Source organism: Chryseobacterium sp. RU37D (assembly GCF_900156075.1).
Lineage (GTDB): Bacteria > Bacteroidota > Bacteroidia > Flavobacteriales > Weeksellaceae > Chryseobacterium.
The window spans coordinates 1-19,497 of sequence record NZ_FTMM01000035.1 but is presented as its reverse complement, the minus strand read 5'-3'; the positions used below and the strand labels follow the sequence as shown (position 1 = coordinate 19,497).

The following is a 19,497-nucleotide window of genomic DNA, read 5'->3' as shown; positions in this document are numbered from 1 at the left end:
TACTGATGAGTTCCAGATTATTAGTTTTTTAAATTGCAATCCAAAATTGCTAATTTTCTTGGAACTTTTTTGTCTAAATAAGTTTAAACAACTTCATCATGAATAGTATAATTTCTTTTCTTTTTTTACATTTATATTAAAATATTTTTTTTTCGGCGCAAATATAAAATTATTTTCTGAAACTAAAAATAAAATGGCACTAATTATCTAAAATTCTTATATCTTGTTTCACAACATAATAAAGAGAATAAAATCGTTCATTTAATTAATAATCAGCAAATCGTTTTTACCACAAAATATTTACAATGAATAACAACTTCGGACAAATTCCGAAAGAATTTTGGAAGTAACCGATCAGAACAAAGCTAGAATTTGTACTACAGCAGAGCTAATGGACAAGAAAATATTGCACCACTGATCACTTATTTGATAAATATTCCATTAAAAACAGACAGGTTCTTTATCAAGGATTGCTGAAGAAATAGGATTAGCTTCAAGGTTTATTTTTTACAGATACTCTTTCGGAATAGAAATATCATTCTTTTTCATATACTCCAAAAGGCTGTGATATTTATCTTCAAAATCATTGCTGCACTTATCAGAAATACTGCATATTTCAGATGGTTTAATATCCAGAATATCCGAAATTTTCGTAAGAATTTCCAGATTGATCTTCACTTTTGCATTTTCAATATCAGAATAAGCTTTTTGTGAAATACCCATTTCAAAAGCCATATATTCCTGAGTAAAATCCTTACTCCTTCTGATTTTCCTGATGTTTTGGCTGCAAATTCTCATCGTCCCCGTTTTAGTAGTTTTCAGTATATTTTAGAAGCATATCTATTAGACTTACACAAAGTTAGTAAATACCTTTGGCAAAACATTATCATACTACATGATATTTTATGATTTAGATTAAAATTTTTATTTACAAAATCTTATTGTAAAAGAGAAATATTACCTCAGTCAATATACACTTGGAATTATGGAGACTCAAAAATTTAATTATGACAATAACATTGTCAGGGCATTCCTGTATGCTACAATTGCATTCGGTTTGGTAGGATTTTTACTCGGTCTTACCGCAGCATTAATGCTTTTTTACCCGGAACTACCGGAATTCTTATTCGGGACGGATGATACCACTATTAAAAGCTTATTATCCGGAAATATTCAGGGATTGATCAATACACAGGGAGCATTAGGATTCGGAAGAATAAGAATGCTTCATACAAGTGCCGTTATTTTTGCTTTTGTCTGCAATTCTTTTTTCTGTGGTGCTTATTACAGCATGCAGAGATTGTTAAAAACAAGAATGTACAGTGATACATTATCCTGGATCCACTTCTGGACATGGCAGATCATGATTATAAGTGTTGTCATAACATTTTTAATGGGGATCAATACTTCAAAAGAATATTCGGAACACGAATGGCCAATTGATATTCTCATTACCATTTCATGGGTGTTTTTCGGGATTAATATGTTCGGAACGATTGCAAAAAGAAGAGTTCGACACCTTTACGTTGCGATTTGGTTCTACATCGGCACCTGGATTGCCGTGGCCATGCTTCATATCTTTAATAACTTAGAAATTCCGTTATCTTTCACAAGCTGGAAATCCTATTCAATTTATTCAGGAGCAAAAGATGCATTGGTTCAATGGTGGTATGGTCATAATGCAGTAGCGTTTGTACTTACAACTCCGGTTTTAGGTTTAATGTATTATTTCCTGCCAAAAGCAGCAGACAGACCTGTATTTTCCTATAAACTATCAATTATTCATTTTTGGTCGCTGATCTTCGTATATCTTTGGGCAGGGCCGCACCATTTGCAATATACTGCGCTTCCGGCATGGGCTCAGGCAGTGGGAACAGGTTTCTCAATCATGCTGATCGCTCCGTCTTGGGGAGGTATGCTGAACGGATTGTTAACTTTGAGAGGAGCCTGGGATAAAGTAAGAGAAAATCCTATACTGAAATTCTTCGTTGTAGCGGTTACCTGCTACGGAATGGCAACTTTTGAAGGCCCTTTATTAGCAACAAAATCTTTAAATAAAATCGGACATTATACAGACTGGGTAATCGGTCACGTACATATCGGAGCCCTTGGCTGGAATGGTTTCATGGCATTCGGTATCGTGTATTATCTTATTCCGGTAATGTGGAGAACTCAGCTTTGGTCTAAAAAACTGGCTAACTGGCATTTCTGGCTCGGAACTTTAGGAATCATTTTCTATGCTGTCCCAATGTATATTTCAGGGTTCACCCAAGGGTTGATGTGGAAACAATTTAATCCAGACGGAACTCTGGTTTGGAAAAACTGGCTGGATACAGTTACTGCAATTATTCCTTATTATAAAATGAGATTCTTAGGCGGGGTATTTTATCTCTCAGGAGCTATTTTAATGGTTGTGAATGTGGTAAAAACTATCAGACAGGGGTCGTTCCAAAAAAATGTTCCTGCGGAAGCACCCGCATTGGCCAATATCAGATCTGCAAGAAAGGAAGGCGAAGGATTGCACCTTTGGCTGGAAAGAACCCCGAAATTACTTTCAGTTCTGGCTTTTATTACAGTAGCGATCGGTGGTTTGGTAGAGATTATTCCTACATTAACCTTAAAGCAAAGCGTCCCAACCATCACAGCGGTAAAACCATACTCACCACTAGAATTAGAAGGAAGAGATTTATACATCAGAGAAGGTTGTAATGCCTGCCACTCACAAATGATAAGACCTTTCCGTGATGAAATCGTAAGGTTTGAAGGTAAAAACGGACAGTATTCCAAAGCAGGAGAATTTATTTATGACAGACCATTTTTGTGGGGTTCCAAAAGAACAGGACCGGATCTTCACAGAGAAGGAGGAAGAAATCCTGATTCATGGCATTTCAAACACATGTACAATCCAAGGATTACCTCTGCCGGCTCCATTATGCCGCGTTTCCCGTGGCTAATTACAAATAAATTAAACAGAGCTCAAATGGTTGATAAAATGAAATTAATGAAAAACTATTTCGATGTTCCTTATACAAAAGCCGAAATAGATTCCGCCAACCAATGGGCAGATAATCAGGCAAAAGGTATCGTGAAAAGAATCTATTCGGAAGCAGCTGATGTGAAAGAACAGATAGAAAAAGACAAAATAGCAAAAGGAGCTTCATTCGCTCCTCTGGAGCAAAGAGAAATTGTAGCCGTAATTGCTTATCTGCAAAGATTAGGAACAGATATTAAAACCACTCAGATTCAAACGGCAAATGCTAATTAATTTTAAATTGAATTAAAATGAAAACAAGAACTCCAATTTCAATATACATCCTTGTAACAGTAGGTTTGACGATCATGGCGTTCGAAATGTTCGCGCACAATTCCGGATATTTTTCTTCGCCTTTTTTCTGGGGATTGATGCTGATTGCTATTATTTTACTTCTAATCATGAACTCGATTGGAGATTTAATTGAAAATCAGAATTTCTCCAAATTATCCGCTGAACAAAAAGTGCAATATTTAAAAGAAAAAAACACTCCTTATTTTAAGAAACTATGGAATTCTGCATTCAAAAAACAGTCTGCCACTGAAGAAAAAGACATTCTGATTGACCATGGTTTCGATGGAATCACAGAATTAGACAATTCACTTCCTAAATGGTGGATAGGGCTTTTCTGGTTCGGATGTATTTTTTGTGCAGTATATTTGACTGCGTTTGCTTTTACAGATTACGCTCATCCTGACGCAGAACTGAATACGGAAACCAAACAAATGCTTGCCTCCATCACAGAATTTGAAAAAACAGCTCCTCAGGTAACCCTGGAAAATGCTAAATACAGTGCAGACAACATCACAGAAGGTCAGGAATTATTCAAAACAAACTGTGCAACCTGCCACGGTGAGGGAGGAAAAGGAGGAATCGGGCCTAACTTGACAGACAGCCATTGGATCAATGTAAAACAAAAAAGCTTGTTTAAAAACGTCATTTGGATGCTGGAAAACGGATCTCCGAATAATCCTACAATGCGCCCTCTAATCAAAGAAGGAGTGATTACAGGAAGGGATGCCGAAAAAATTGCAGCATATATCTATCATATCAACCAAGAAATCCCACCAATCTCCTTAGCTCAAGGTGGTGCTGCGCCACAAGGCGAGGTAGTAATATGGGAAAACGGAAATAATTAAAATTGAACTCAACATATAAACTACGCCAAGCCCCCTTTTAAACTAACATTTGAATTTCATTTTTGCTAAACCTTTTCAACAATAAAAATGAAAAGGGGGCTTTTTAAAAATTAAATCCAAGCCTTGACTGTCATCATCAACTATTCACTTGACAATTAACTAAACTAAATTCCATAATTGACAGCCAAGGCAGGATTTTTGTATTCCTTACAGAGTATCGCAAATTGAACTGATAAAAATTACTTTTTATTATATTTGTTTAAATTCCGACACTCTTGAAATTGAAAATTAATAAACGAAAATTATTCCGGCGAATCCTTATTACCATTATTTTAATATTGGTTTTTTTTACATTGGTCATTTTCAGTTTAAGGCTTCCAGCCGTCCAGAATTTTGTGAAAGACAAGCTGGTGGTTTACCTTGAAAAAAAAATTAAAACAAAAGTAAGTCTGGAACGGGTTTATATAGGATTTCCAAACAGCCTTGTCATGGAAAATCTTTATCTGAAAGGTCAGAATATCGATACACTTCTGGCAGTAAAAAAGCTTGAAGTAGGCTTACACATGCTGAAGCTGATTAATTCCAAGGCCGATATCACATCCGTCGATATGGAGGGCGTACGAGCGAATGTGGTAAGGAAGCCTGACGGAAAATTCAATTTTGATTATATTATTGATGCTTTTGCGACGAGCGATAAAGAGGAAAGCCCGTCGAAGCCATTCATTATTTCTTTAGATAAAATTAAATTAAAAGATATCGGCGTTACCTTCAACGACCAGCAATCAAGAAATGATATCAAACTTTACTTTAAATCTTTTGATACAAGGGTAAGAACGTTTGATCTTAATAATAACAAATATGCCGTTAATGATATAAATCTTGACGGATTAAAGCTGAAACTAAAGCAGGATCTCATAGAAGAGGTTTCTAAAAAAGTCGAGAAAAAAGTTGATTCCCTGAACGATAAAAAACCGATGCAGATTGGCTTAAGAGGGATAAAGCTCACCAATTTCGATATTGATTACGGTGATGATAATTCCAAAACATTTGCAAAGGTTTTATTCAAAGAATTAAGCACTAAGGTTAACAAGCTTGATCTTGAAAATAATGCTTATTTCATTGAAAATCTTATTCTTTCGGGGGCAAATATTAACGCTAATCTGCATCTTCCAGCACAAAATGCGAATCCTAAAGATGCCAAACCTGAAGTGTCAAAAACATCAGACCAGAATAAGGCACTCAGCTTATTATTAGGAAAGTTGATTTTAAATGACGTAAAAGTAGCTTACAATAACACCGCTATCGCCCCTACCAAACAGGGAATGGATTTCAACCACATGAATTTCTCGAAATTAAATACCGAAGTCCGAAGGTTTAAAATGCAGAACGGAACTTTTGAAGGAACGGTAAATTCAGCAGAAATCCAGGAAGCGAGAGGCCTGAATATTCAAAAATTCAATACGGATTTTGTATATAACGAAAAAGAGGCTTACTTAAAGGATTTATATTTACAGACTCCAAAAACCCTGCTGCGTGATGAGGTAATTTTAAATTATAATTCGATTGAGCAATTGAGCTCAAATTTAGGAGCCGTAAAAATTTCAGCAAATATTAAAGATTCAAGAATAGGATTTTCTGATATCCTGAATTTAGTTCCTACTTTAAGAAATACGGTCCCTTTTAATAAATATCCTAATGCAATTTTAAATGTAAATGCTAAAGTAAAAGGAAGTGTAAACGATTTATTGATTGACAATATGAAAGTTTCCGGATTGGACAAGCTGAGATTGGGCGTTTCCGGAAGAATCAAAAATGCTATGAATCCAGATCAGTTGTATTACGACCTTAGAATTGCGGAATTGTCTTCATCGGCAAAAACGATTTTTAATTTGGTTCCAAAAAATACAATTCCTTCCAACATTGCTCTGCCTTCCCATTTCAGCATTAAAGGGAATACAAAAGGAACGACAAAAGTAGTCAATGCCGACCTTAACCTCTACTCCACTCTTGGAAATGCAGCGGTAAAAGCCAATGTTGACATGCGTAGAAAAAATCATGAATTGTATGATGTAAAAGCTAATCTTCAAGGCCTACAGATCGGGAAAATCATTCAGAATAAGGACATTGGCCCTATTTCGGCGCAGATTTACGCCAAAGGAGAAAGCTTCGATTTCAAAAATGCAAAAGCAGATCTTAAAGGCTATGTTTCCTCAGCGGTTTACAAAGGATACCGTTATCAGAACATGAATCTAACAGGAAAAATAAATCGTGGAGTTTATAATATCATTTTAAACTCAAAAGATCCGAATGCTAATTTATCATTAACCGCCTCTGGAGTTTACAACGAAAAAAATCCTACCGTAAAAATAAACGGTGAAGTTATAAAGCTTGACCTGAACAAGCTTGGATTTTATAAAGACCCAATGATTCTAGCCGGGAAAATCGATGGAGATTTCACCAATTTGGATCCTGATAATCTGAATGGTTATTTAAATCTTAAAGATTTTGCTTTTTCGGATACGAAAGAAGTTTATCCAGTTCAGGAAGTTAATTTGAAGGCTTCTTCAACCAATGATTCTACCAATATTGTTTTCAATTCTCAGATAGCCGATGTGGAGCTAAAAGGAAAGTACAAACTTACCCAAATCTTTGGCTCGCTGGCCAATACGATCAATCAATATTATCAGTTCCAAAAGCCGGGTAAAACGCAAAAAATCCAGGAAGGACAGTTTTTTACCTTTAATGCAAAAATCAAGAATGATGATCTGATCAGAAAATTTGTTCCGGATCTAAAAAGCTTTGAAACCATTAATTTGTATGGAAATTATGATGCAGATTCTCAAAAAATCGAGATCGACAGCCAGATTCCGCAATTATTGTATGGTGAAAATTCCATTGAAAATGCAACATTAAGAGTCACCAATGAAAACCAGGCCTTGCAGTATGGGCTGAGTGTTACCGCTTTGAAAAGCTCAAGTTTTGCCCTAAATAAAGTAAATGTCAACGGCGATGTAGCCAATAATATCATCAATTATAATATCACTACAAAAGACCAGAAAGATGCAACCCAATTCCTCATTGCAGGAAATGCAAAATCATTAGATGACATCACAGAAATTTCATTAAATCCGAATGGCTTAAAATTAAATTACACCGACTGGACCGTTGCAGAAAACAACAAAATCCAGATCGGTAAAGATGGAATTTTAGCAGATAATTTCAGGCTTTCAAATGGAGCAAGTGAAATTCTTCTACAGTCGGAAAGCCAGTCGCCAAATGCTCCTCTAAATGTTTCATTGAAAGATTTTAAAATTGAAACCATTACAGAATTGATCAAAAAAGATACAGTTTTAGTCAAAGGAACCATCAACGGGACGGCTCAGCTTCGTGATCTGACGAAAAATATGACTTACACTTCAGATTTGAATATTTCAGATCTAATAGTTTACGGAAGCCCTGTGGGAAATCTCGCAGCAAAGGTAAACAATACTTCACCAAATATTTTAAATGCCGATATTGCCCTTTCCGGGAATAATAATGATGTGAAGATCTTAGGAGATTACAATACTTCTTCCAGCACATTTGACCTGAATATGGCGATCAATAAGCTACAAATGAAGAGTGTGCAAGGCTTTTCCATGAATGCCATTACAAATACGGAAGGCTATATTTCAGGAAATCTTAAAATAACAGGAACGGCCGACAAACCGAATATTTTAGGTAAAGTGAAATTTAATGATGCAGGTCTTGAAATTGCAAAAACAGGAAGCGATTTCCGAAAGCTTAATGATGAAATCGACTTTACCAGCCGCGGAATTGAATTTAATGATTTCAAAATCAATGACAAAGACGGAAATTTTCTAAGAATCACCGGTCAAGTTCTGACACAAACCTACAGGGATTTTGCCTTCAATCTTGATGTTAATGCAAAAGATTTTAAAGTAGTCAATTCTGAGAAATCAAATGATGCCATCATGTATGGAATTCTTGCGATTGATGCAGGGCTGCACATCCGCGGAAACCTTGATCTTCCGAAAGTTGACGGAAGATTAGCCGTGGCAGACAATACCGATTTCACATTCGTGCTTCCCCAATCTTCACCTACTTTACAGGAAAGAGAAGGTATTGTGGAGTTCATCGATCAGGATCAGGTAGTTTTAAATAAGACCATTAAAGCAGATTCCCTGAAATCTCAAAGCAGGATCAAAGGAATGGACGTAAATGTGAATATTGAGGTAAGCAAAGAAGCCAAGCTATCCATACTAATAGATAAAACAAACGGTGATTTTGTAAAGCTTCAAGGTGAGGCAGAACTTACGGGAGGAATTGACCCTTCCGGAAAGACCACTCTTGTCGGAGTTTATGAAGTAGAATCCGGAGCTTATGAAATGTCTGTAAGCCTCCTGAAACGGAAATTTGACATCCAAAAAGGAAGCACAATCACCTGGACCGGCGAACCGACAATGGCACAAATGGATATTACCGCCATTTATAAGACTGAGGCAGCACCGATAGATTTAGTTGAACAGCAATTAAATACAGATTCTCCGGGCGAAATGAATCAATACAAACAAAGAATCCCTTTCAACACTTTGCTGAAAATGAAAGGTGAATTGCTGAAACCAGTTATCACTTTTGATATTACTACAGATGAAAAAAATAATGCCGTTTCTTCAGCCGTTACTGATGTTGTCGACCAAAAATTAGCCCAACTGAGAACCCAGGAATCCGAAATGAATAAGCAGGTTTTTGCTTTGCTATTATTGAACAGATTCATTGGTGAAAATCCTTTCCAATCCGGAGCGGGATTATCGGGTGAGATGATGGCAAGGCAAAGTGTAAGTAAAATTTTGTCTCAGCAATTAAATAATTTAGCCGCAGGATTAATCAAAGGGGTTGAACTGAATTTTGACCTGGAATCTTCCGAAGACTATTCAAGCGGATCAAAAAATACCAGAACAGACCTTAACGTCGGCCTGAGTAAAAAACTGTTGAATGACAGACTAAAAGTTTCGGTGGGAAGCAACTTCGGATTGGAAGGCGAAGCACGGCAGAATGAAAACATGACCAATATTGCAGGAGACGTTACAATGGATTACAGCCTTTCCAAAGACGGAAGATATATGCTCCGTGCTTACCGTAAGAATGAATATCAGGTGGCGCTACAAGGGCAGATTGTGGAGACCGGGCTTGGATTTATTATTACTTTGGATTATGACAAATTCCGGGAAATTTTCCAGAAATCTAAAAATAACAATCAGAAAGAATCAAGAAAAAATAAGCAAAACCAAGTCGTAGAATTTAAATAATGAAAAAAAATTTCCAAACCTGTTTTAAATATCTATTTGCTTCCGGACTTGCTTCGGTAACACTTTCGTGCAGCAATACAAAATACCTGAAAGAAGGACAAATGCTGTACACCGGGGCAGAAATCAATATTGAAAATGATTCCATTTCTAAAAATGATAAAAAAGAGCTCAAAGCTGCTCTGGAAGGTAAACTTACACCCAAACCAAACTCTACCTTTCTGGGACTAAGACCGAAATTATTTTTCTATAATATCGCCAAAGAACCTAAAAAAGACAAAGGCTTTAATTACTGGCTAAAATATAAAGTAGGTGAAAAGCCCGTTCTGCTTGGCGATGTAGACCGTGAATTCAATAAAAATATTATTGAAAATTATTCTGAAAACAAAGGATATTTCAACGCAAGGGCAACTTATGACACGATTTCTAAAAATAAAAAAGCTCAGGTTATTTATAATGTAAGGCCTGGCTCGAGATACCTGATAAGCGATGTGAAATTTCAGAAAGATTCCTCACTGGTCAATCAGGAAATCCAGAATCTTACGGATAAAACTTTCCTTAAAAAAGGAAATCCTTTTGACCTTGATGTGATAAAATCTGAAAGAGAAAGAATTGATAACGGACTGAAAGAAAGAGGCTTCTATTATTTCCATCCGGACAATATCATTGTTCAGGCAGACAGTACCATAAGCAAAAATCATAAGGTAGAGCTGAATGTAAAGCTGAAAGACAATACTCCTGACCTGGCAACACAGCAATTCAGCATTGATAAAGTGGTTGTTTTCCCGAATTACAACATTCAGGATGTAAAGGATGGAAAATACAATATCCCGATGAATGCAGATTCTCTTCAAAAATATGCTCATGAAGACATTTATGTAATTGATCCACAGCATAAATTCAAACCAAAAATTTTCGACCGAGCTTTGTACTTTAAAAAAGGAGATCTTTATAACAGAACCAATCACAACCTTACCTTAAACAGATTGATCAGCTTGGGGGTTTTTAAATTTGTAAAAAATGAATTTGTGGTTTCGGATTCCTTACAACATAAATTTGACACTTATTATTTATTAACTCCGAGACAGATTCAATCGCTTCGTCTGGAAGCTTTGGGAAGAACCAATTCTGCAAATTATGCCGGAAGCGAAGTCAATCTCAATTGGACACACAGAAATTTCTTCCATGGTACGGAACAGTTTAAGGCTTCTATTTTCGGAGCATTTGATTTCCAGATCGGCGGACCGGAAAATGCTAAAAATATTTTCAGAATGGGTGCCAATGCGCAGCTTTCGATTCCAAGAATTGTGGCTCCGTTCAGGTTTAATTCATCAAGTGCGTTTGTTCCGAGAACGAATATCTCCGTGGGGTATGAATTCCAGAACAGGACCGAATATTATTCTTTAAACACCTTTACAGGCTCCTTTGGCTATGTTTGGAAAGAAAATGCGAGAAAAGAGCATGATTTAAAGATTTTTGATGTTACTTATGTTTCTCCTGCGAATGTTACTGATTTATATAATTCAATTTCTCTAAAAAACGACGCATTAGCAAGAGTGGTCAAGCCACAATTGATCTTCGGCCCGATTTACTCTTACACCTACACCAATACCATGCTTCAGAAGCCAAATACTTTTTATTATAAAGGAACTTTGGATTTGGCAGGAAATTTAACGGGGCTTATAACCGGAGCTAATGTAAAAAAAGATAAAGAAAAGTCAATTTTTGGAGTTCCTTTCAGTCAGTTTGCAAAAATTGAAAATGATTTAAGATATTATCACAAATTCACAGAAAAAACTTCATTAGCCACAAGACTTATTGCCGGAGTTGCCTATCCGTATGGAAATTCAGAATACATCCCTTTTTCCAGACAGTTTTTCTCAGGAGGAAGTAACAGTGTGAGGGCTTTCCGGGCGAGAACTTTAGGCCCGGGGAGCTTTGACCCGAGAACTATTGAGGAAGGATATTATTTCGACCAGTCCGGTGATGTGAAATTAGAATTAAATGCAGAATACCGTGCCAATCTTTATAAATTTTTAAATGTTGCTGTCTTTGCAGATGCCGGAAATATCTGGTTAATCAACGATGATCCTCAAAGGCCGGGAGCGAAATTTTCTAAAGAATTTTTGAGTGAAATCGCCGTAGGAGCCGGAGTTGGTCTGAGACTTGATCTCTCAATATTAATTTTACGACTGGATCTGGCAATGCCGCTGAGGATTCCTTATTATGAAAAAAATAGCAGGTGGACTTTTGATAAAATTAATTTCGGAGACCCAAGCTGGAGAAAAGATAACCTTATTCTGAATATTGCCATCGGATATCCTTTCTAATTTTTTTAAACTAAAAACACAGTAAATGGTAAAAAATATAAAATTTTTCTGGGAAACATTAAAAGAAACCTTTACCGAATGGAATAATTCACCTGCATCAAAAGATTCGGCCAGTCTTGCGTATTATGCAATTTTTTCAATCCCGGGATTATTAATCATTATTATCTGGATTGCCGGTTATTTTTTCGGCGAAGAGGCCATACGTGGGGAAATCACCAAACAAATCAGCGGGATTATGGGAAATGATGTTGCAAAAAGTATCCAGGATATGATTGCGGGCGCTTTGATTGACAAAAAAAACATCATCATGAAAACTATTGGGATAGGTTCATTGGTATATGGTTCGACCACGTTATTTTTTCAGCTTCAATACTCTTTAAATACTCTTTGGGACGTAAAATCGGCTCCAAAAAAGGCTTTGGTAAAGTTTCTTTTAGACCGTGCCAATTCATTAGGAATGATCCTGATTCTTGGGTTTTTGCTCATGATTACCATGATATTGTCTTCTTTAATCAGCGTTTTTAATAATATTATTACTAAATATTTCGGTTTTGAAACATATATGCTGGTGGAAACGGTGAATTTTGCTGTAGGTTTCGGATTTGTTATGCTCCTTTTTGCATTGATGTTTAAAGTGCTTCCTGATGTGAAAGTAAGCTGGAAACCCGTTTGGAAAGGTGCTTTTCTTACGGCCGTTTTATTTACTTTAGGAAAATTTTTATTAAGTCTTTACTTTGGAACAGCAAAACCGACTTCAGCTTTTGGTACAGCTGGAACTGTGATTTTAATTATGATGTGGATCAACTATTCCTGTATGTTGATTTTTTTCGGTGCTGAGTATACAAAAGTTTATGCTTATAGGAAGGGATATAAAATCATTCCTTCAAAACATGCAAAATGGAGTGATGCCAAGCTTTATGGGGAGAGTTTAAAAGAGAAAGGTGAAGAATTATAAACCTTTTGATTAAAATTTTATATAAAAAGACCTCCAGAAATCTGGAGGTCTTTTTTTTACATTCTGTTTACAGTTCTTATTCCAAGTAAACTCAAAGATTTTTTAATTGTTTTTGCCGTAAGGTCGGATAAATTTAAACGGAATTGCTTCACATTTTCATCTTCCTGGCTCATAATTGGGTTGCTTTGATAAAAAGAGTTGTACGTTTTTACCAAGTCATAAACGTAGTTAGCTACCAATGCAGGGCTCAGCGCTTCTGCAGCTTTTTCAACGATACCTTTATAATTGGACAAAAGCATGGTCAATTCCTTTTCATATTGATTGAGAGTGATGTCATCCGTTTCTTTATATTCAAAACTTGCTTTATTTAATAAAGACTGAATTCGGGCATAAGTATATAAAATGAAAGGTCCTGTATTTCCGTTGAAATCAATACTTTCTTCCGGATTAAAAAGCATTTTTTTCTTAGGATCAACTTTTAGCATAAAATATTTTAAAGCAGCTAACCCAATTATTTCGTAAGAAGCTTCTTTTTCTTCTTCTGAAAGGCCTTCCAGTCTTCCCTGTTCTGTAGCTTTTAATTTTGCTTCCACATACATTTCCTGCATCAGATCATCGGCATCTACGACAGTTCCTTCACGGGATTTCATTTTCCCGTTAGGAAGCTCCACCATTCCATAAGATAAATGATACAATTGATCTGCCCAAGGATAGCCTAATTTTCCTAAGATTTTAAATAAAACCTGGAAGTGATAATCCTGCTCATTTCCGACAGTATAAATAAGCTTCTGAATATCATTTTGCTTAAAACGCTCTACAGCGGTGCCTAAATCCTGAGTCATGTACACCGAAGTACCGTCTGAACGTAATAATAATTTTTGATCTAAACCATCTTCCGTAAGATCACACCAAACAGAACCATCTTCTTTCTGGTACAATACTCTCTTATCTAAACCTTCCTGAATAAGGTCTTTCCCCAGAATATAAGTATTGCTCTCGTATTGAACCTGATCGAAATCTACGCCCAATCTTTTATAGGTTTCATTGAATCCTTTATAAACCCAGGAATTCATTTCGTTCCATAGGTTTCTTACTTTTTCGTCTCCATTTTCCCAATCCAAAAGCATTTGTTGCGCTTCTTTCATCAAAGGTGCCTCTTTTTTTGCTTTTTCTTCTTCTACGCCTTGTGCAATAAGCTTTTCGATTTGTTTTTTGTACTCCTGATCGAATTTTACGTAATAATTTCCTACAAATTTATCACCTTTTATTTCTAATGCATCTGGAGTTCGCTTGTTTCCAAATTGTTCCCAGGCCAGCATCGATTTACAGATATGAATTCCTCTGTCATTGATAATTTGCGATTTGATGACATCATACCCGGCTTCTTTAAGAATCTTGGCGACAGAAAAACCTAATAAATTATTTCTGATGTGTCCTAAATGTAGGGGTTTATTGGTATTTGGAGAAGAGTATTCCACCATTACCGTAGAATTTTTCTTTTCTATAACATCAAACTCTTTAGCTATCGATTTAAAATTATTTATAAAGAATTGGTTCTTAACTTTGACATTAAGAAAACCTTTTACTACATTAAAGCTTTCTAATAATTCTGTCTGCTCTGTTAAGGCTTCTCCCAACTCTACGCCGATACTTTCAGGATTTTTCTTCAACTGCTTTACCAACGGAAAGGTTACGATAGTAAAATCTCCCTCAAATTCGGTTTTATTTTCCTGAACTTCCAGGTTAATGTCCTTCAACTGATAGACATTTAAAATAACTTCTGAAAGTTTTTCTTCTATTATATTTTTAATATTCATCTGTTTATATATTGATTTTTCAAAAAGCTACATGATCAGCTTTTGATCTAAAATTTTCGAAGTACAAATATACGGAAATAAAAAAACCGCCCGAAGGCGGTAGCTTTTGTATATTAATATTTATTTAATTATCCCACCAGACAGGAGCATATAAATCTCCTACAACTGTAGCGTTAGCGTTTAAAGTCCGTTCAGATTTTGGAGTAATTAGTCTGAGAGGAATTTTCTTTGACTGGCTATTTTGATTAGGTGTCAAAGTAGGAAAGCCGGTTCTTCTCCAATCGTTATACGGCTCCATAGTCGTAAACAATGCAATATACTTCTGAGTAATAATATTTTGTAAAGTGACAGCTGATGATGCTGTATTTGCAAATGTTGGATTATCTGATCCTGTAACATCTACTAAAGAAGCGCTTACAGCAGCTTTCAATGCCGCTTGAGCAGTCGTTGTATTTCCTAATCTGAACTGAGCCTCTGCTTCTATAAATTTAATCTCACTGTAACTAAAAATTATATTAGGTGTACTTGCACTTCCTGCAAAAAAACTTCCAAATGGAGAAGCATCAGTATCAGCATCTTCTGGAGCAGAGCCTGAATAACCCGAAGGATTATGACTATCTAACCCTACAAAATATGTAAGTCTTGGATCATTGTTATTTTTAAGAATATTTACAAAATATTTTCCCATAGACATATACCCTGATCTTTGATTACTAAACCCATACCAAAGATTCTGATTATTACCTCCATCAAAAGTTGCGACTAAATTATCGCTGTTAGAAGTAAATGAATTTTGAAGATAGTTTAATGCTTTCTGAGCGGCAACTGTACTTCCATCTCTTTGTGTTAATCTTAAAGCATATCTTGCTTTTAATGCATATGCAAGCTTTCTCCATTTACTTATATCTCCTCCATAAAAAATATCATTAGAAGAAGGTATATCTTTATTAGCGCTTACAGGTTTTGAAAAATCCGTAATTGCAGTGTCTAAATATGTCTGAATTTGAGAAATTACCTGCTCTTGGCTATCATATTTGGGACTTAGATTGTTGATCCCCTGAAAAGCCTGTGAAAAAGGAACATCTCCCCAAACATCCGTAGCATAACCAATATTAATTGCCATCAAAACTCTAGCAATACCATCATAATAAGGATCTTGAGTTCCAAACTGCTTAATGATCTGATTTAGGTTTACTCCAGCTTGGTAAATATTTGCCCAATCTGTTTCAACGTCAGTTTCAGTTAGAAAATAATTGGTATAATCCAGTGACTGAAACTGATTACCATTTGTATGTTGGGTAAATAGGCTTAAGGTTCTGGGAAGATTACCTGTGGAATTCATTATAGTTCCTATTTCACCTCCTGTTAATAAGGTCGTAGGAGTTGAGACCTCAGTGGGGCTATTAGGATTTTCATTAAAAGTATCCAATTCGTGCTGACAAGAAGTAATACTGAGTAGAACCGTGGATACAAAACTTACTATATATAAATGCTTTTTCATAATTAAAATCCGAATTTAAATGTTAAATAATAACTTCTAGTATTTGGGTTATTGAAATAATCAAACCCTTGTGTATTAGATGATGAACCTGCGAATGAGTTTTCTGGATCTATTCCTTTATAGTTGGTAATTAGAAATAAATTTCTTGCACTTAGGCTCAACTCTGCATTTTTAACAAATGATAATCCCATTGACTGGGAAATTACTTTGCTAAAATTATAACTAAGAGTTACATCTCTCAATCTCAACCAGTTAATATCCTTTTCAATAGCTGTTTCATTTGCACTTCCTGAGCCATCACCCAGATAACTAACATAATAAGCTTTATTTGATATTGCAATATTGTTGGGTGAACCATTTTCGAGTACACCAGGAATTATATATGTTCCACTCCTGTTTTCGGCAGAAGCCTCTGTCATTCCTAATCTGTTTAATCGGGCCAATGTTCCATTCCAAATATCTCCACCTTTTCTAAAATCTAATAAGAAACTTAAAGATATATTCTTATATCTTAAATTATTTCTGAAACCTCCAGTCCAGTCAGGATTAGGATTTCCGATTAATTGAGATTCAGAACTCAAAATAGGAAGACCATCTGAACCAATAATCAAATTGCCTGAATTATCCCTTCTGTAGGCAGTACCGTAAAAAACTCCTAAAGGTTGTCCTAAAGATATTGTAGGAGTAAGATTACCACTAAAGTAATCACTACCCATCGCAGAATTGTCAGGTACACCGTTTAAATCAACCACTTTATTTCTATTCAGTGCCCAATTAAGAGTAAAATCCCAACCAAAATTTTCCTTTTTGAAAATATCATATCCTAAACTTACTTCTAGTCCTTTGTTTTCTACTGAAGGTCCGTTAGTATAATAAGTGCTATAACCAGAAGATGGCGCAATAGGAAGTGTTATCAACAAATCGTAATTTGTTGATTTGTAAGCACTCGCATTAAGATGAAGACGCTTAAACATTTCCAGTTCCAATCCAATTTCAAATTCTTTATTATGTTCCGGTTTTAAATTTGAATTTCTTAATATTGTGGAAAAACCGTAAGCACCAACACTATTGTATGGAGAAGTAAGTTGTGGACCAAATGAATCTGTAAAAAGAGGTGTTATGTATGGGGTAATTACATTATAAGAAAGTGGTGCTGCATAGGTACTTGCATACGACGCTCTAATTTTTCCTAAATTTACCCAACTTGGTAAACCTAATGTTTTATTGAATAACCACGATGCAGAAATAGATGGATAAAAATAAGAATTATTTTGCTTAGGCAACGCAGAATTCCAATCATTTCTCCCCGTAAGTGTAAGATAAACTTGATCATAGAAACCAAACTCCAATGATCCAAAAACCCCTCTCCTTATCTGTTTATAATCTGAATTCTGAGCTTTGTAGTTTGAAAAATTACTTAAATTATATTGGTTTATCTCCAACATTTTAGACCCTAAACTATACTGATCATTAAAAAAAGTGGAATTAATTTGCCCTCCAATATTATAATTTAGGTTAATATTATCCGTGATATCAAAAATACCATTAAAAATTAAATCTATGTTGTAAAGACTTTTTGTAAAAGTATCCAATATGACCTGACCTGTACCATCTGCTGTTGAATTACCATTACTTGAGAACGAATAATTTTGCTGTGCATGAGTGGTATAAGTATCTACCCCTGCTCTAATCATTGCATTTAACGATTTGCTGTAATTATAATTAATATGTCCGTTAAAAATTACGCGATTAGTTTCATCAGTATATGGGTTATTGTAAACTGTGTAAAAAGGATTATCATAGGCAGAAAAATAATTCTTATTATATCCCTGTGCAGTTTGATAATCTCTTACATCATAAGTTGAGGGCATACGTAATAACGAAAGCATAATACCTGAAACATTACTTCCCTTTTGTGCTCTTACTCCTGTTGTATTACTATATAAGAAATCAGCCCCTACCTTTAACTTCTCAGTAAATTTATATTCGCTATTAATATTAAAGGAAGTCTTTTTTAGGCTTGTATTAGGAACAATACCCGTTTGATTTAGATGACCAAAAGAAGCTCTAAAATTACCATTTTCTCCTCCTCCGGAAAGTGCTAAATTATAATTGTTTGTAACACCCGTTTGATAAAAATTCTTAATGTTATCGTAGGCTTTTAATCCTGAGACACTGGAAATTAAAGGTCCCCAGGATTGGTTTGTTCCTCCTGTAAGAGGGAAACCATCTGAACCATATTGTGCGGGATCAATATATGTGACACCATTAGTCCCTGCTGCATAGGTCTTTTGTAAATCAATCATATTGCTTAGCATATCATAACCTACAGTAGTAGAAAAATCAACACCTATACCTTTTCTCTTACGCCCTTTTTTAGAAACGTATATAATTACCCCATTTCTTGCACCCTCACCATATAATGCAGCTGCTGCACCTCCTTTCAATACAGTTACACTCTCAATATCATCAGGATTGATATCAACAGCTCTGTTGGAGTCATCAACACCTCCAATATTAGTCCCAGAACTTGCATTATTGTTGTATGAATTATCTATAATCTGTCCATCAAGCACAATTATAGGCTGACTGCTAAGTTCTATTGATTTCTGCCCTCTAATAATAATTCTACTTGATGCCCCTGGAGTTCCAGCAGTTCCTGTTATTTGAACACCTGCAACTTTTCCTGCTAACCCTTGAATTACGTTTGTTTCACCAGATTTTTGCAAATCTCCACCTCCAACTTGAGAGGTTGCATACCCTAAAGCTTTTTTTTCTCGTTTAATACCTAGCGCTGTTACAACAACACCTTCAATATCTTGTGTTTTGATGGTATCCTTTTTCTGAGTCTGTGCATTCGCAACAGCTACGGATGAGGATAATACTAAGGTAAGCACACCCGCTGTTAATTTCTTCATATCAAATTAAATTTTGCTTAACGCAAAGTTGTAAAACTTTCTTAAAATGACAAAAGAAAAAATAGAAAAATTAACAAATAATCAAAAGAATTCACTTAAAAACTATAAATAATTATTATAATTTGTTAAAAATACAAATTTTAACAAATTATAATAATTTTAACAACATTACAATTTAATTAATTCAAAATTTTAACAATTGATATTATCAATATATGCTACAAATATAAAAGAACATTTCCACTCTGATTTTCAAACACTTATGTTAATATTAAAATAAAATAAATTTATCAAATCAATAAAAAAACTTATGCATAGCATAGTTAATATTTTTTAAAAAAGAAAAGAGGTTGTTCAAAAGTATCTACTCTCTCGGCTCCCTTACAATTTTTGTCATTTAGGAGATGGATATACTAATTTAGCTTCCAGTTAGAGTTAAGCATAAAACCTTAATTTTAACGTATGAAACAAGGGCGAAAAATCTATGATCCAGCTTTTAA

Annotated in this window: 9 protein-coding genes; 5 read left to right on the top strand and 4 right to left on the bottom strand. The window is 35.2% G+C overall.

Annotated elements, in window-relative coordinates; translation table 11 throughout:
- Positions 1-507: 507 nt before the first annotated feature.
- The gene (locus tag BW926_RS13145) at positions 508-798 is read right to left on the bottom strand and encodes a helix-turn-helix domain-containing protein (RefSeq protein ID WP_076447732.1); all 291 of its coding nucleotides are present in this window, start codon (positions 796-798) and stop codon (positions 508-510) included.
- Positions 799-985: 187 nt separating this feature from the next.
- Here BW926_RS13145 and ccoN point away from each other — a divergent pair, with 187 nt between their 5' ends.
- The 5 genes from ccoN to BW926_RS13120 all read left to right on the top strand — a co-directional run bounded on the left by ccoN (position 986) and on the right by BW926_RS13120 (position 12,761).
- Complete coding sequence (gene ccoN / locus BW926_RS13140; RefSeq protein WP_076447731.1) at positions 986-3,265, top strand: cytochrome-c oxidase, cbb3-type subunit I; 2,280 nt, start codon at positions 986-988, stop codon at positions 3,263-3,265.
- 17 nt (positions 3,266-3,282) lie between these two features.
- Positions 3,283-4,170 carry a cbb3-type cytochrome c oxidase N-terminal domain-containing protein gene (locus BW926_RS13135; protein ID WP_076447729.1) on the top strand — a complete coding sequence of 296 codons (888 nt, stop codon included), beginning with the start codon at positions 3,283-3,285 and terminating at the stop codon, positions 4,168-4,170.
- Positions 4,171-4,445: 275 nt separating this feature from the next.
- Positions 4,446-9,479, top strand: a complete 5,034-nt coding sequence (locus BW926_RS13130; RefSeq protein ID WP_076447728.1) for a translocation/assembly module TamB domain-containing protein — start codon at positions 4,446-4,448, stop codon at positions 9,477-9,479.
- The gene (locus BW926_RS13125; protein WP_076447726.1) at positions 9,479-11,806 is read left to right on the top strand and encodes a translocation and assembly module lipoprotein TamL; all 2,328 of its coding nucleotides are present in this window, start codon (positions 9,479-9,481) and stop codon (positions 11,804-11,806) included. The genes BW926_RS13130 and BW926_RS13125 overlap by 1 nt, the downstream gene beginning before the upstream one ends.
- Positions 11,807-11,831: 25 nt before the next feature.
- Positions 11,832-12,761 carry a YihY/virulence factor BrkB family protein gene (locus BW926_RS13120; RefSeq protein ID WP_076447725.1) on the top strand — a complete coding sequence of 310 codons (930 nt, stop codon included), beginning with the start codon at positions 11,832-11,834 and terminating at the stop codon, positions 12,759-12,761.
- A 56-nt stretch (positions 12,762-12,817) separates the two neighbouring features.
- On the opposite strand, the gene argS is transcribed toward BW926_RS13120, so the two are convergent.
- The 3 genes from argS to BW926_RS13105 all read right to left on the bottom strand — a co-directional run bounded on the left by argS (position 12,818) and on the right by BW926_RS13105 (position 18,997).
- Positions 12,818-14,578, bottom strand: a complete 1,761-nt coding sequence (gene argS, locus BW926_RS13115; RefSeq protein ID WP_076447723.1) for an arginine--tRNA ligase — start codon at positions 14,576-14,578, stop codon at positions 12,818-12,820.
- Positions 14,579-14,702: 124 nt separating this feature from the next.
- A complete protein-coding gene (locus tag BW926_RS13110) occupies positions 14,703-16,079 on the bottom strand; it encodes a SusD/RagB family nutrient-binding outer membrane lipoprotein (RefSeq protein WP_076447721.1) in 1,377 nt (458 codons plus the stop codon).
- Between the two features lie 2 nt (positions 16,080-16,081).
- A complete protein-coding gene (locus BW926_RS13105; RefSeq protein ID WP_076447720.1) occupies positions 16,082-18,997 on the bottom strand; it encodes a SusC/RagA family TonB-linked outer membrane protein in 2,916 nt (971 codons plus the stop codon).
- Positions 18,998-19,497: the final 500 nt, after the last annotated feature.

Bases quoted from the DNA above. Each gene is read 5' to 3' on its own strand.
- BW926_RS13145 (WP_076447732.1), bottom strand. From the start codon at position 798: ATGAGAATTTGCAGCCAAAACATCAGGAAAATCAGAAGGAGTAAGGAT.
- BW926_RS13125 (WP_076447726.1), top strand. From the start codon at position 9,479: ATGAAAAAAAATTTCCAAACCTGTTTTAAATATCTATTTGCTTCCGGA.
- BW926_RS13110 (WP_076447721.1), bottom strand. From the start codon at position 16,079: ATGAAAAAGCATTTATATATAGTAAGTTTTGTATCCACGGTTCTACTC.
- ccoN (WP_076447731.1), top strand. From the start codon at position 986: ATGGAGACTCAAAAATTTAATTATGACAATAACATTGTCAGGGCATTC.
- BW926_RS13105 (WP_076447720.1), bottom strand. From the start codon at position 18,997: ATGAAGAAATTAACAGCGGGTGTGCTTACCTTAGTATTATCCTCATCC.
- BW926_RS13135 (WP_076447729.1), top strand. From the start codon at position 3,283: ATGAAAACAAGAACTCCAATTTCAATATACATCCTTGTAACAGTAGGT.
- argS (WP_076447723.1), bottom strand. From the start codon at position 14,578: ATGAATATTAAAAATATAATAGAAGAAAAACTTTCAGAAGTTATTTTA.
- BW926_RS13120 (WP_076447725.1), top strand. From the start codon at position 11,832: ATGGTAAAAAATATAAAATTTTTCTGGGAAACATTAAAAGAAACCTTT.